At 75.6% G+C, this 12,691-nt stretch carries 15 protein-coding genes; 12 read left to right on the plus strand and 3 right to left on the minus strand.

Annotation, left to right across the window (positions count from 1 at the left end; translation table 11 throughout):
• The first annotated feature begins 19 nt into the window (after positions 1-19).
• The 3 genes from ACQP04_RS27575 to ACQP04_RS27585 are packed head-to-tail and all read left to right on the plus strand — an operon-like array spanning position 20 to position 2,157.
• Positions 20-736, plus strand: a complete 717-nt coding sequence (locus ACQP04_RS27575; RefSeq protein WP_433503449.1) for a M24 family metallopeptidase — start codon at positions 20-22, stop codon at positions 734-736.
• Positions 737-778: 42 nt separating this feature from the next.
• Positions 779-1,390 carry a sigma-70 family RNA polymerase sigma factor gene (locus ACQP04_RS27580; protein WP_433503450.1) on the plus strand — a complete coding sequence of 204 codons (612 nt, stop codon included), beginning with the start codon at positions 779-781 and terminating at the stop codon, positions 1,388-1,390.
• Positions 1,387-2,157 carry an anti-sigma factor domain-containing protein gene (locus ACQP04_RS27585; RefSeq protein WP_433503451.1) on the plus strand — a complete coding sequence of 257 codons (771 nt, stop codon included), beginning with the start codon at positions 1,387-1,389 and terminating at the stop codon, positions 2,155-2,157. Before ACQP04_RS27580 ends, ACQP04_RS27585 begins: the two co-directional genes overlap by 4 nt.
• A 101-nt stretch (positions 2,158-2,258) precedes the next feature.
• Here ACQP04_RS27585 and ACQP04_RS27590 read toward each other — a convergent pair whose 3' ends face one another.
• Positions 2,259-2,450, minus strand: coding sequence for a hypothetical protein (locus ACQP04_RS27590; protein WP_433503452.1), 192 nt, complete (start codon positions 2,448-2,450; stop codon positions 2,259-2,261).
• Between the two features lie 160 nt (positions 2,451-2,610).
• On the opposite strand from ACQP04_RS27590, the gene ACQP04_RS27595 reads away from it, so the two are divergent.
• Positions 2,611-3,297, plus strand: coding sequence for a fasciclin domain-containing protein (locus ACQP04_RS27595; RefSeq protein ID WP_433503453.1), 687 nt, complete (start codon positions 2,611-2,613; stop codon positions 3,295-3,297).
• A gap of 254 nt (positions 3,298-3,551) precedes the next feature.
• Here ACQP04_RS27595 and ACQP04_RS27600 read toward each other — a convergent pair whose 3' ends face one another.
• Positions 3,552-4,340: a DUF1990 family protein gene (locus tag ACQP04_RS27600; protein WP_433503454.1), complete on the minus strand. Its 789-nt coding sequence runs from the start codon at positions 4,338-4,340 to the stop codon at positions 3,552-3,554.
• 37 nt (positions 4,341-4,377) lie between these two features.
• Here ACQP04_RS27600 and ACQP04_RS27605 point away from each other — a divergent pair, with 37 nt between their 5' ends.
• The 7 genes from ACQP04_RS27605 (at position 4,378) to ACQP04_RS27635 (ending at position 11,119) form a co-directional block, all read left to right on the plus strand.
• Positions 4,378-4,599, plus strand: a complete 222-nt coding sequence (locus ACQP04_RS27605; RefSeq protein WP_232870421.1) for a hypothetical protein — start codon at positions 4,378-4,380, stop codon at positions 4,597-4,599.
• A 47-nt stretch (positions 4,600-4,646) separates the two neighbouring features.
• A complete protein-coding gene (locus ACQP04_RS27610) occupies positions 4,647-5,303 on the plus strand; it encodes a DUF1990 family protein (protein ID WP_433503455.1) in 657 nt (218 codons plus the stop codon).
• Positions 5,304-5,381: 78 nt separating this feature from the next.
• Positions 5,382-6,413, plus strand: coding sequence for an LLM class flavin-dependent oxidoreductase (locus ACQP04_RS27615; protein WP_433503456.1), 1,032 nt, complete (start codon positions 5,382-5,384; stop codon positions 6,411-6,413).
• A gap of 175 nt (positions 6,414-6,588) precedes the next feature.
• Complete coding sequence (locus ACQP04_RS27620; protein WP_433503457.1) at positions 6,589-7,479, plus strand: DMT family transporter; 891 nt, start codon at positions 6,589-6,591, stop codon at positions 7,477-7,479.
• A 103-nt stretch (positions 7,480-7,582) separates the two neighbouring features.
• Positions 7,583-9,340, plus strand: a complete 1,758-nt coding sequence (locus ACQP04_RS27625) for a phosphatidylglycerol lysyltransferase domain-containing protein (RefSeq protein WP_433503458.1) — start codon at positions 7,583-7,585, stop codon at positions 9,338-9,340.
• A 43-nt stretch (positions 9,341-9,383) separates the two neighbouring features.
• Positions 9,384-10,388, plus strand: a complete 1,005-nt coding sequence (gene ligD / locus ACQP04_RS27630; protein WP_433503459.1) for a non-homologous end-joining DNA ligase — start codon at positions 9,384-9,386, stop codon at positions 10,386-10,388.
• Positions 10,389-10,426: 38 nt separating this feature from the next.
• Positions 10,427-11,119 carry an HAD family hydrolase gene (locus tag ACQP04_RS27635; RefSeq protein WP_433503460.1) on the plus strand — a complete coding sequence of 231 codons (693 nt, stop codon included), beginning with the start codon at positions 10,427-10,429 and terminating at the stop codon, positions 11,117-11,119.
• Here ACQP04_RS27635 and ACQP04_RS27640 read toward each other — a convergent pair.
• Positions 11,097-12,104, minus strand: a complete 1,008-nt coding sequence (locus ACQP04_RS27640; RefSeq protein WP_433503461.1) for a TIGR03557 family F420-dependent LLM class oxidoreductase — start codon at positions 12,102-12,104, stop codon at positions 11,097-11,099. The two genes, ACQP04_RS27635 and ACQP04_RS27640, sit on opposite strands and share 23 nt — an antisense overlap.
• 118 nt (positions 12,105-12,222) lie before the next feature.
• Here ACQP04_RS27640 and ACQP04_RS27645 point away from each other — a divergent pair, with 118 nt between their 5' ends.
• The gene (locus tag ACQP04_RS27645) at positions 12,223-12,654 is read left to right on the plus strand and encodes a DUF3040 domain-containing protein (protein WP_433503462.1); all 432 of its coding nucleotides are present in this window, start codon (positions 12,223-12,225) and stop codon (positions 12,652-12,654) included.
• The last annotated feature ends 37 nt before the right edge of the window (positions 12,655-12,691 follow it).

Genomic DNA, 12,691 nt, shown 5'->3' on the forward strand with positions numbered 1-12,691 from the left:
TGACGCGAGGAGGCGATCGATGAGCGACGCGACCGGTACCGCACCCGTCGACGAGGAGGCCCGGGCCCGGAACCTCGTCGAGGCGGAGCGCAAGGCCCTGCACCTGTTCGAGGAGGCCGGGCGGCGGGGGCTGATCGCGCCGGGCGAGTCCGAGCGGACCGTGAGCGACCGGGTGCGCGACCTCGGCGCGGAGCTCTTCGGCACCGACCGGCACTGGCACAAGCGGGTGGTGCGCTCGGGCCCGAACACGCTGCTGCCCTACAAGGAGAACCCGCCGGACCGGCTCATCGAGGAGGACGACATCGTCTTCCTCGACCTCGGGCCGATCTTCGCCGAGTGGGAGGCGGACTTCGGGCGCACCTTCGTGCTGGGCGACGACCCGGTCAAGCACCGGCTGCGCGACGACCTGCCGCGCATCTTCGACGCCGGCCGCGCCCACTTCGAGGCGCACCCGGAGATCAGCGGCGCGGAGCTGTACGCGCACGTCGTGGGGCTGGCCGAGGAGGCGGGCTGGGAGTTCGGCGGCGCGCACAGCGGCCACCTGGTGGGCGAGTTCCCGCACGAGTGGATCGACGGCGAGCGGATCGAGAGCTACATCGCGCCCGGCAGCGACCACGCCATGCGCCGCACGGACCCCTCGGGCCGGCAGTGCCACTGGATCCTCGAGGTGCACCTCGTCGACCGCGAGGGCGGCTTCGGCGGGTTCTTCGAGCAGCTCCTCACGCTGCACCGCTGACGCGTCCCGAACCGATCCGACGGGCGGGCGCGAACGTCGGGCGTGAACCACAGGGAGGCCGCCCCGCGCACCGGCCGGGCGTCCGCGCCGGACGACTCCGTCGATCTCCTCGCCGGTGTCGCGGAGGGTCGCCGCGACGCGCTGGCCCGGCTCTACGACCGCTACGGCCGCCAGGCCTGGTCGCTCGCCCGCCGGATCTGCGGCGACGACGCGCTGGCCGAGGACGCCGTGCAGGAGGCCTTCACCGCCGTCTGGCGCGAGGCGGGCCGCTTCGACCCGCGCCGCGGCCGGCCCTCGACCTGGCTGATGACGCTGGTCCACCACAAGGCGGTGGACCTGGTGCGGCGCGAGGACAATGCGCGCCGGCGCACGGTGCCGATGGACGACACCGACCTCGCGCTCCCCCGGTTGCCCGGGGCCGACGTCGACGCCCTCGGCGCGGTCGTCGCCGGGACGGTGCGGTCCGCGCTCGACGCGCTGCCCGCCGACCAGCGGCACGCCCTCGCCCTCGCCTACTTCGGCGGCTACACCCAGCGCGAGGTCGCCACGCTCACCGGTGTGCCGCTCGGCACGGTGAAGTCCCGGATGTTCGCCGGCCTCGGCCGGCTGCGCACGGCCCTCGGGCCGGTCCTCGGCGAGGACGACGTCCGGTGAACACAACCGCCCCGCCCTGCCCGATGAGCCGCCAGGTCGCCGGCTTCGCCCTGCACGCCCTGGAACCCGACGAGGAGCTCGAGGTCCACGCGCACCTCGGACGCTGCCCCGAGTGCACCGTCGCCCTGCGCCGGCACGACGCCGTCCTGGCCGGCCTGGCACGGACGGTGCCGCCGGTACCGCCACCCGTCGGACTGCGCGACCGGATCCTGCGCGCCGCACGGACGGACTCCCCGTCCGGCCTCCCGGTAGGCGTCGACCCACCGTCCGATCAGCCCCGGACCCGGCGGTCGCACCGTCGATGGTGGGGCGTCGCGGCCGCCGCCGCGTGCGTGATCGCCGTGGGCGGGCTGGCCGGGCAGACCGCCGACCTGCACGAGCAGCGCGACGCCGAGGTGGCCCAGACCCGCGACCTGGGGCGGCTCGTGACCGGGCTGGACGCGCCCGGCAGCACCCACGCCACCCTGTCCGACGGGCACGGGCGGCCGGTGGCGGCCGTGGTGACCGGCGCCGGCGTCCGGCGCGTGGTGGTCGCGGACCTCCCGACCAACGACCGCGCGGGCTCGATCTACGTCCTGTGGGGTGTCGGAGCGTCCACCGGCGCGGCCCCCGTGCCGCTCGGCACGTTCGACGCCACCTCCGGGCAGACGGACGTCACCACCCTGCCGGCGGGCGGCACCTTCACCGCCTACGCCGTGTCGCTCGAACCCGGCCGGGTCGCCCCCGCGACCCCGAGCCGGGTCGTGGCGAGCGGCCAGGTCGTGTGAGCCGGGCGCAACGGCTCCGACGACCGCCGTCGACGGCAGTGGGCCCCGGGGTGGGGCGTTCCCCGGCCCGGGCCCGTCCGGCACTGCCGCGCCCCGTCGAGTCAGGCCTGTGCGGCCTCCGGCCGCGCCGCCGGCAGGTTGACCGACCGGGCCGGGTCCGCGACGAAGCAGTCGTTCACGACCGCGTCGCCGAACGCCCCGTCCAGCAGCTGCTGCAGCCCGTCGAGGCTCGGTGCCTCCCAGATGCACATCGCCCGCGCGGCGTCGTCCTGGGTGACGCTCGCGAGGAGCACGCGGTCACGGGCGTCGCCGGGGACCAACCAGCCTTCCGGGGACGAACCGGATCGGCGGCGAGAACGAAGCACGGAAAGGCACGAACCGCATTCCCGGGACCCGTCGAAGAAATCGACGACGGGCCCGGAGGAACCGGGCCGGGAACCACGGGAGAACACCATGAAGAAGCCTTTCCGGCTCGCCGCCGCCGGTGCGGTCGCCGCTCTGGGCCTCGGTCTCGCCGCGTGCGGCGGGTCAGGCTCCTCGACCGCCGCCGCCCCGGCGTCGCCGATGGCCTCGGCGCCGACGACGGCCGCCCCGATGTCGGCCGCGGCGGGCGAGGGCGTGACCACCGACGCGGACGTCTTCGGGCCGGCCTGCAACCAGCTGCCGCAGGGCGACGCCCCCGGCTCGCTGAACGACATGGGCCCGCAGCCGGTGGCCAGCGCGGCGGGCACCAACCCGCTGCTCACCACGCTCGTGACCGCGGTCGGGAAGGTCCCGGGCCTGGCCGACACGCTGAACTCGCAGCAGGGCATCACCGTGTTCGCGCCGTCCAACGGCGCGTTCGACCAGGTGCAGACGCAGCTGGGCGACCAGGCGTTCAACGGCCTGCTGGCGAACCAGCAGCAGCTGGGCGGGCTGCTGTCGTACCACGTGGTGCCGCAGCGCTACGACGCCGAGGGCCTCGTCGCCGCCGGCACCACCACCGAGCTCGCCGGGGGCACCGTGACGATCGGCGGCACCCCCGAGGCGCCGACCGTGACCGACGGCCAGGGGAACACCGCGAAGGTCCTCTGCGGCAACATCCCGACCGCCAACGCCACCGTCTTCGTCATCGACAAGGTCCTGATGCCGGCGGGCTGACCCCGCACACGCACGAGGGGCGGGGACCGGCCGGTCCCCGCCTCTCGGCGTCTCGGTGCATCCGGGGATCGGAGGTCCCGGGCCGGTCACGGCCGGAACAGGGCGAGGCCGGGGCCGCCACCCCGATCAACGGCGACCCCGGCCCGAAGGACTGCCCGATCCGCTCCCCAACGACGGACAGTCGCGGTCTCTGTGCCCCTGTGCGTGGCCTCTGTACGTGCCTCGGTCCCGGGGATCCCCGTCCCGCGCGCCGTCTACACCTGTCCCGGCGAATCCGTCCGATCCGTGTCGCCCGGGCGTGTCGTGGGCGTCCCGTCCCCGTCCACCCGGAGCCGCCGGGTGTGCACGGTGAGGCCGCCGCGGGGCCGCCCACCGGCCAGGCGGGCCGCGCGCAGGCACGCGTGCGTCCACATCACGAGCTGCACCTCCTTGGCGATCAGCACCTGGTCGTACAGCAGGTGCGAGAGCCGGTCGCCCGGGCGGGCCCACGACTCGACGACGAACCGGACGTCCTCCTCCACCTCCTCGGTGCGGAACTCGATCTGCCCGGCCTCCAGGTGCCCGTCCAGCGTCGCGAGGCGGAAGTGCCGCGGCCCGGACCCGACGATGCGGACCGGCCCGTCCCACGGCCCGGGCAGCCGGATGAGGAACTCGTCGCCCACCGTCATGGCGCCGTCCGTGCCCCGCGTCCGCCGGAACACCGCCATCCCCGACGGCGACCAGGCGTTGGGATCCGCCGCGAGCAGCTCGAGCAGCTGCTCCGGTGTGCGCTCGCCACCGGTGATGCGCACCGAGTAGGTGCGGTGCAGCAGGTCCCCGTGGCCGTCCTCGACGTGCTGGACGCGATCGTCGCACACCTCCGCCGGCAGCGGCTTCGGCAGGTCGGAGTCGTCCCCCGGCTCCTCGCTGCGGTGGGTGACCGTCGTCCGCCAGAGGTAGCGCCACACGACGATGCCGACGCCGACGGGCCAGCGGACGACCGCGCCGACTCGGCGGGACCGTTGCGAGCCCGTCGCCGGCCGGTGGGCATGGGAACGGAGCATCGGGTGTGAGTACCCGACGAGCGGGAACCCATGCCCCGTGACCATCGGGACGATCCTCCGGCGCGCGGGCGTGCGCGCGATCCACCTGCAGAGCGTGTCGCTGGGCTGCATCGCGCTCTGCATCGGGCTGTGGATGCGGGCGAAGACGGTCGACCAGGAGGAACGGGGCAACGCGGAGCGACGCGCCCTGTTCGTCGGGCTCTGGCCGCCGACCTTCTGGTTGATCAGCGAGTCGGTGCGGCGCGAGGAGTCCCGCTGAACCGCGCGGCGCTGGAGGCGGAGGTCGTCCACCTCGCCGGTCTCGACGTGAACTACGCCGAGGACGAAGCGCCCACCACGACGGACGACCCGCACTGGCACGTCGACTCCGGCTACGCCGAACTCGGCACCGAGGCCCCGGGTCCGCCCGAGCGCGACGGGCCCTTCGAACGCGCCTGCCGGATCGTGCGCAACTACGAGTTCACCGACGACCGCATCCTCCGGGGCATCTACCGGCGCGACGACCCGCTGCTCGGCCGGGACATGGTGCTGGAGGGCCGGTTCCTGTTCCTCCGCTTCCTCATGCCGGTCCGGGTCACGGACGCCTACGACACGGTCCGCGACGGCACGCGCGTGTGGGGCTGGACCTACCAGACGCTGTGCGGGCACCTCGAGCAGGGCCGGCTGAGCTACGAGGTGGCCAAGGACCCGGAGACCGGGCGCGTCACCTTCTGGATCCACGCCTACTCCCGCCGCGGTCCCGTGCCCAACCCGATCCTCCGGCTCGGCTGGAGGCTGTTCGGGCGCACCCTCCAGCTCGAGTTCTACCGGCGGGTGGGACAGCGCGTGCGGGAGCTGATCGACGCGAACCCGCCGGGGGACGACGAGCCGAAGGTCGGCCTGGTGATCGTGCCCCGTGAGCGGCCGGAGCGGTGGCGGGACCGGTTCGCCGTCAACCTCGTCCGGCCCGGGATGTGTCCCTGAGCCCGGTCCGGGTCACCGACCGGGAGTCGCCCGTCACCCCCACACCCGCCGGGCGCGCCCGCGGATCATGATGGACGCATGCCCGCGCCGTCGGAACCGCTGGAGAAGCTGGGATTCCTCACGATCGGCTCCTTCGACGGCGCCGATCCGGGCGCCGGCCACGAGACGACCCTGCGCATGATCGAGCTGGGCGAGGAGCTCGGGTTCGACAGCGCCTGGGTCCGCCACCGCCACCTGCAGTACGGCATCTCCTCGCCCGTCGCGGTGCTCGCCGCGGCCTCGCAGCGCACCCGGCGCATCGAGCTGGGCACCGCGGTGATCCCGCTGGGCTGGGAGAACCCGCTGCGGCTGGCCGAGGACCTGGCGACGGTCGACGTCCTGTCCGGCGGCCGGCTCAACCCGGGCGTGAGCGTCGGGCCGCCGATGCACTTCGACGACGTCAAGGGGTCGCTGTACCCGGACACGGCGGACCTGGAGGACTTCGGCCCCGAGCGGGTGTCCCGGCTGCTGCGGCTCGTCGCGGGCGAGACCGCGAGCTCGTTCTCCGGCACGCAGGGCATCGAGGTCTTCTCCGACCGGGTGGAGCCGCACTCCCCCGGGCTGCGCGACCGGATGTGGTACGGCGCGGCCGGCCTCGGCTCGGCCCGCCGGGCCGGCGAGCAGGGGATGAACTTCCTGACCAGCAGCGTGGTCCGGGCCGGGGACGGCGGCGGCACCGACTTCGCCGAGATCCAGCGCGGCCACATCGACGCGTTCCGGGCGGCGCACCCCGCCGGGGCGGCCGCCCGCGTGTCGCAGGGGCTCGTGGTGGTGCCCACCGACTCGGCCACGCCGGAACAGCGCGCGAAGTACGAGGCCTACGCCGAGGCCCGGCTGCCGCGCACGTTCGCCCCGCAGGGCCCGGCCGGGATGCTGTTCGCCCGCGACCTCGTCGGCCCATCCGAGGAGATCGCCGCGCAGCTGTACGCGCACGCCGGGTTCCGGGCGGTGCGCGAGGTGGTGTTCGCGCTGCCGTTCAGCTTCGCGCAGGAGGACTACGTCCAGATCCTCGGCGACATCGCGACGCGGCTGGCGCCGGCGATCGGCTGGCGACCCGCGGCGGCCGCCTGACCCCGGGCCGCCCGACCGCGGTCGCGCCGACCCCCCCGTCGCGCCGATCCGGTCGCGTCCCGAAGCGGACGGCCGGGCGCGGGGCGGGACGATCCCGGCGGCGGGTTCATCGAAACTGCCGATTCCCGTGCGGGGCGGCCCTGTGCACCCGGGCGCGGCCCGTATCGTCGCGGAGGTGCTGATCCCCCTCGCGATGCTGCTCGCGGTCGCCTCGGCGGTGTTCTACGCGATCTCCGCGGTGCTGCAGGAGCGCGAGGCGTCCCGGGAGTCCGCGGCGGGGCTCGGCCTGATGGCCCGGCTGCTGCGCCGCCGGCTGTGGTGGGCGGCCGTGGGGGCCACGCTGACCGGGGCGGCGCTCCACGTCGCCGCCCTGGCCGCGGGCCCGCTCGTCGTCGTGCAGCCGATCGGGGTCTCCTGCCTGGCGATCGCCCTCGTGCTCGGCGCACGGGTGAACCGCACGGCGATCACCCCGCGTTCGTGGGCCGGGGTGCTGTGCGTGGCGCTGGGCCTGCCCGCGGTGCTCGCCGCCGTGCCGCACCACGGCCCGCACGGCGCACCGCCCCCGCCGGGCGCCGGCCTGGGCTTCTGGACGGTCGTCGGCGTGCTGGCGGCGCTGGTCGCGGCCGCGGCGGTCGGCGGGCTGCTGTGCGGTCGCCGGCTGCCCCGCGGCGCCGCGGTCTGCTACGCCGTGGGCGCCGCGCTGTGCTTCGGCGTCGCGTCCGCGACCACCAAGACCCTGCTGGTCGGCCACCTCACCCCCGGGCGGGTCGCCGTGACCGCTGCGGCCGCCCTGATCGGCACCGCGCTCGCGCAGCACGCCTACCGCGGCGGGGGGCTGGGCGCCCCGCTCGCCGTCCTCACCCTCCTCGACCCGCTGACGGCCGGTGCGATGGGCGTGCTGGTGCTCGGCGAGCCGTTCGGCACCACCCCGCTGACCCTCGCCCTCGGCGTCGCCGGACTGGTCGTGACGGCCGTCGGCGTCGGCCTGCTCTCCGCCCGCCGGCCGGCGGTGGCCGTGCCGCCGCCCCTCGACCCGCTGCCGGTGCCCGCGGGCTTGCGCGGCTGAGGCGCGGCCGGGCCCGGGGACCGGTGTGCCCGCCGTGGGGAGGTCGTATGGTGCGCCCCATGGCACCGGCGCCGATCGCGTCCCGCAGGCCGGGGCGGGCGCGATGACCCGTCCCGCCCCGGCCCGCACGCTGCCGCGGGTGCCCGCCCGCGTCCTGGCCGGGGCGACCGCGGTCGGGCTGGTCGTGTGGTCCTCGCGCGTCGTCGGGATCCTCGCCCTCGCGGGCGGGCTGCTCGCCGGACCGCGCCGGATGCTCGGCGAACCGTTCCGGGCCTCGGTGGGCCTGCCGGAGATCGTCGGGGTCGGGCAGGTCGTCGTCACGGTGGTGGCGGGCGTCGGGATGCTGCTGCTGGCCGCGGGGCTGCGCCGCCGGAAGCGGCGGGCCTGGGCGCTCGCCGTGGTGATCACCGCGGCGCTCACGGCCGTCAACCTCGCGCGGGTGATCGGCCCGGCGCACGGGCACGCCGCGGTGGCCGCCGCCGTCACGGCGCTGCTGCTGGGCCTGCTCGTCGTCACGCGGCGGTCGTTCCCGGCCCGCTCCGATCCCGGCGGGGTCACCCGCGCGGCGCGGGTGCTGGTGCAGTTCGCCGTGGCGGGCGTGGGGGTGGTGTGGCTGTTCCTCGCGCTGAACCCGCACCGGCTGGCCCCCGGCACCTCGGCCTCGGCGCAGCTCGACCAGGCGCTGCTCGCGCTGGTCGGGGTGTCCGGCCCGGTCGCCTTCGCCGCCCACGGGGTGTGGCTCGACGACCTCACCGCCACCGTCGGGCTGACCTTCGGCGTGCTCGCGGTGCTGGGCGCCGGGTACTTCCTGCTCCGCTCCCCCGAGCCCGAGTCCCGCCTCGAGCCGGCCGACGAGGCGCGGCTGCGCGCCATGCTCGCCCGCCGCCCCGACCCGGACTCGCTCGACTACTTCGCGCTGCGCCGCGACCGCACCGTCGCCTACGCGCCGAGCGGCGGGGCCGCGGTGTCCTACCGGGTGCTGGCCGGGGTCGCGCTGGCCTCCGGGGACCCGCTCGGCGAGCAGGGCGAGTGGAACGCGGCGATCGCGGCGTTCCTCGACCGGGCGGTCGCCCACGCCTGGGTGCCGGCCGTGCTGGCGTGCTCCGAGGACGGGGCGACGGCGTGGGCCCGGGCCGGGTTCTCCGTGCTGGAGTTCGGCGACGAGGCCGTCCTGGACACGGCGGCGTTCACGCTCGAGGGCCGCACCATGCGCGGCGTGCGGCAGACCGTCGCGCGCGCCGAGCGGGCGGGCTTCACGGTCCGCGTCCGGCGGCTCCGGGAGATCGACCCGGAGGAGCGGACGGAGCTCGCCCGGCTGGCCCGCAGCTGGCGCGGCGACGCCGAGGAGCGCGGCTTCTCCATGGCCCTCTCCCGCACCGCCGACGGCACGGACGGCGAGGCGGTCCTGGCCGTCGCGCACCGCGACGGCGTCCCGGCCGCCCTGCTGCAGTTCGTGCCGTGGGGCCGCGACGGGCTCTCCCTCGACCTCATGCGCCGCGACCCGGCGGCGGACGGCGGGCTCACCGAGCAGCTCGTCGTCGAGGTCGTGCGGTGGGCGGGCGGACACGGGATCGCCCGGGTCTCGCTGAACTTCGCGGTGTTCCGCGGCGCCCTCGAGCGCGGGCAGCGGCTGGGCGCCGGGCCGGTCGCGCGGCTGTGGGCGCGGATCCTGCACGTCGCGTCGCGGTGGTGGCAGATCGAGAGCCTCTACCGGTTCAATGCCAAGTTCCGGCCCTGCTGGGTGCCCCGCTTCCTGCTCTTCCCGGCCGTGCGAGACCTGCCGCGGGTGCTGCTCGCCATGCTCGAGGCGGAGGGGTTCGGCGGCCGCCCGCCTGCGCTGCTGCGGATGCTGCGCCGCTGACGGGCGACGTGCGCCGATCGCCGGAAGGCGGTAGGCATCGGCCATGGCCACCACCGATCCGCTCGACCTGCTCGACCCGGACGAGCGGGCCGGGGTGCGGCCCGCCGAGGCCCGGTTCGTCGGCCCCATGCTCGCCACGCTGACCGCCGACCACTTCTCCGACCCGGAGTGGATCTACGAGCGGAAGCTCGACGGCGTGCGGGCGGTGGCCGTCCGGGACGGCGACGGCACCACGATCTGGTCCCGCTCTGAGAAGTCGATGACCGGCACCTACCCGGAGATCGCGGAGGCGCTGGGCCCCGGGCCGGCGCTCGTCGCCGACGGCGAGATCGTGGCCTTCGACGGCCCGCAGACCAGCTTCTCGAAGCTCCAGGCGCGGCTCGGGCTGCCCGACCCCGACCGGGCCCGGGCCACCGGCGTGGCGGTGTTCGTCTACCTGTTCGACGTCATGGTCGTCTCGGGCTGCGACGTCACCGCCCTGCCCCTGCGCACCCGCAAGCGGCTGCTGCGCGCGGCGGTCGACTTCGCCGACCCGGTCCGCTTCTCCACCCACCGCAACACGGCCGGCGAGGCGTACCTCGCCGAGGCCTGCGCACGCGGGTGGGAGGGGCTGATCGCCAAGCGCGCGGACTCCGCGTACCGGCCCGGGAAGCGGTCCGACGACTGGCTGAAGTTCAAGTGCGTCCGCGAGCAGGAGTTCGTCGTCGGCGGCTGGACCGACCCGACGGGCTCGCGGCAGGGCTTCGGTGCGCTGCTCGTCGGCGTGTACGACGGCGACGGGCTGCACTACGCGGGCAAGGTCGGCACCGGCTTCGACGGGCGCGTGCTGCACCGGCTGCGGGAGCTCTTCGACGGGCTCGCGGCCGACCGCGCGCCCTTCGCCGGCACCGTCCGGGAGAAGGGCACGCACTGGCTGCGGCCCGAGCTCGTCGCACAGATCGGGTTCACCGAGTGGACGCGCGACGGCAGGTTGCGGCATCCCCGCTACCTCGGCCTGCGCGACGACAAGGACCCCCGCGAGGTCGTGCGCGAGGAACCCCCGGCGTGAGCGCGAGTCACGGGGCGCCGCGCGGGTACCCGGCCCCCATGGCTCCCGAGACCACCGTGGACACCGCCGTGGACAGCGCCGTGGACACCGCCGTGCTCGACGTCGACGGCACCCTCGTCGACACGAACTACCACCACGCCCTGGCCTGGTTCCGCGCGTTCCGGCGGTTCGACGTCACGCTGCCGGTCTGGCGGCTGCACCGGGCGATCGGGATGGGCGGCGACCAGCTGGTCCCCGCCGTCGCCGGGGAGGAGTTCGAGTCCGAGCACGGCGACGCCGCCCGCAAGGCGTGGGCCGAGGAGTTCCAGCCCCTGCTCGAGGAGATCCGGCCCTTCGAGGGGGTGCGCGAGCTGCTCACCGCGCTGCGCGACGCCGGGCTGAAGGTCGTGCTGGCCAGCTCGGGCAAACCCGAGCACGTCGACGCCTACCTCGACCTGTTCGGCGGCCGCGAGCTCGCCCACGCCTGGACCAGCAGCGAGGACGTCGAGCAGACCAAGCCCCAGCCCGACCTGATCGGCGTGGCGGTGGAGAAGGTCGAGGGCCGCGACGCCCTCGTCGTCGGCGACTCGGTGTGGGACTTCGAGGCGGCCCGCCGGGCCGGGTACGCGGGCTACGCGATCCGGACCGGCGGCTTCTCCGTCGACGAGCTGCGGGAGGCGGGCGCCCGGGAGGTGTTCGAGTCCGTCCCGGAGCTCCGCGAGCACCTGGTCAGCGCGCTCGCACGCCGATAGCGGGGTCCTTCGCCTCGCCGTACTCCTCGCGCAGCGCCGGCAGCAGCTCGGTGCGCGCGAACTCGAGGAAGTCCGGCTGCATCCCGCCGCCGACCTCGACCAGCGCGACGTGCGTGAAGCCGGCCTCCACGAAGGGGCGGACCGCCTCGACGTGCGCCGCGACGTCCGGCCCGCAGGCGATCGCGGAGGCCACGTCCTCCTTGCGCACGAACTGTGTGGCGGCGGCGAACCCGGCGGTGCCGGGCAGCTCGGCGTTGACCTTCCACCCGCCGGCGAACCAGCGGAACAGGGAGTGCGCCCGCTCGACGGCGGCGTCCGTGTCCGGGCCCCAGCTGATCGGCTGCTGGCCGATCTTCGGCAGGTCGGCGCCGGAGGCCCGGTCCCAGCCCTGCACCAGGTCCGGCTCGGGCTCGACGGCCACCATCGCGTCGGACACGGGCGCGTACCGGTTCACCGACTGGGCGCCGGACACCGCGAGCGCGAGCGGGACGCCGTCCTCCGGGAGGTCCCACAGCTTCGCCGAGTCGACGCGGAAGTGCTTGCCCTCGAAGGTCACGTAGCCGCCGGCGAACAGCTCGCGGATGATCGTGACGGCCTCGTCGAGCATCTCCTGGCGGACGTCGGCCGTCGGCCAGCCCCGCCCCACGACGTGCTCGTTGAGGTTCTCGCCGGACCCCAGCCCCAGCGTGAACCGGCCGTCGGACAACAGGGCGACCGTCGCCGCCTTCTGCGCGACGACGGCGGGGTGGTACCGCATGATCGGGCAGGTCACGTAGGTCATGAGGCCGACCCGATCGGTCGCGGTCGCGACGGCGCCGAGGACGCTCCACGCGTACGGGGCGTGGCCCATCTCGTCGAGCCACGGGAAGTAGTGGTCGCTCATCACCTCGAAGTCGAACCCGGCCCGTTCGGCGGCGACGGCGTCGGCGACGAGCTCACGGGGCCCGCGCTGCTCGGTCATCAGGGTGTAGCCGAAGGAGGTCATGGCCGGCGGGTACCCGCCCGGGGCCGGGCGACTCGGTCACGACCGGTGGCGCCCGGAGCGGTTCGGACCGCCGGTCCGGGGTAGTCGTGCCGCGCGATCCGGACGAGAGGAGCACACGGTGCTCAGCAGCAAGGAACGGGCGGCCCTCGCGGCGATCGGCAGGTACCTCGAGCACGAGGACCCCCGGCTCGCCCGGCAGCTCACGGCGGACCCGAGGGAGGTGCCCGGGGCCGTCGAGCCGAGCCCCGGCCGGCCCGCGGCCGCGGCCCCGGTCCCCGACCCGCTGCTCGGAGCGGGTGCGTCCGCCCCGGCGGCGGCCGACGGCGGCCCCGACGGCGCCGGCGAGACCGGGGAGGAGGACGACGAGGAGGAGCCGCCCTCTGCCACCCCCGAGATCGCGGCGATCGCCGTACTCGCCGTGATGTCCGCGATCGGGCTGCTCGTCGGCCTCCTCGCCGGACGGCCGGGCTACGCGCTGATCGGTGCGGCACTCGGGGCCGCGGGCGGGTTCTGGTGCCGCTCCCTGCGCCGGACCGGGCGCTGCGGCTGATCGTCCCACCGCCCGAGCCGGGCTCTGCCGGGCCCGC

The organism is Pseudonocardia halophobica (assembly GCF_050948485.1).
GTDB lineage: Bacteria > Actinomycetota > Actinomycetes > Mycobacteriales > Pseudonocardiaceae > Pseudonocardia > Pseudonocardia halophobica.

Bases quoted from the DNA above. Each gene is read 5' to 3' on its own strand.
- ACQP04_RS27600 (WP_433503454.1), bottom strand. From the start codon at position 4,340: ATGCTCCGTTCCCATGCCCACCGGCCGGCGACGGGCTCGCAACGGTCC.
- ACQP04_RS27625 (WP_433503458.1), top strand. From the start codon at position 7,583: ATGACCCGTCCCGCCCCGGCCCGCACGCTGCCGCGGGTGCCCGCCCGC.
- ACQP04_RS27635 (WP_433503460.1), top strand. From the start codon at position 10,427: ATGGCTCCCGAGACCACCGTGGACACCGCCGTGGACAGCGCCGTGGAC.
- ligD (WP_433503459.1), top strand. From the start codon at position 9,384: ATGGCCACCACCGATCCGCTCGACCTGCTCGACCCGGACGAGCGGGCC.
- ACQP04_RS27640 (WP_433503461.1), bottom strand. From the start codon at position 12,104: ATGACCTCCTTCGGCTACACCCTGATGACCGAGCAGCGCGGGCCCCGT.
- ACQP04_RS27615 (WP_433503456.1), top strand. From the start codon at position 5,382: ATGCCCGCGCCGTCGGAACCGCTGGAGAAGCTGGGATTCCTCACGATC.
- ACQP04_RS27595 (WP_433503453.1), top strand. From the start codon at position 2,611: ATGAAGAAGCCTTTCCGGCTCGCCGCCGCCGGTGCGGTCGCCGCTCTG.
- ACQP04_RS27575 (WP_433503449.1), top strand. From the start codon at position 20: ATGAGCGACGCGACCGGTACCGCACCCGTCGACGAGGAGGCCCGGGCC.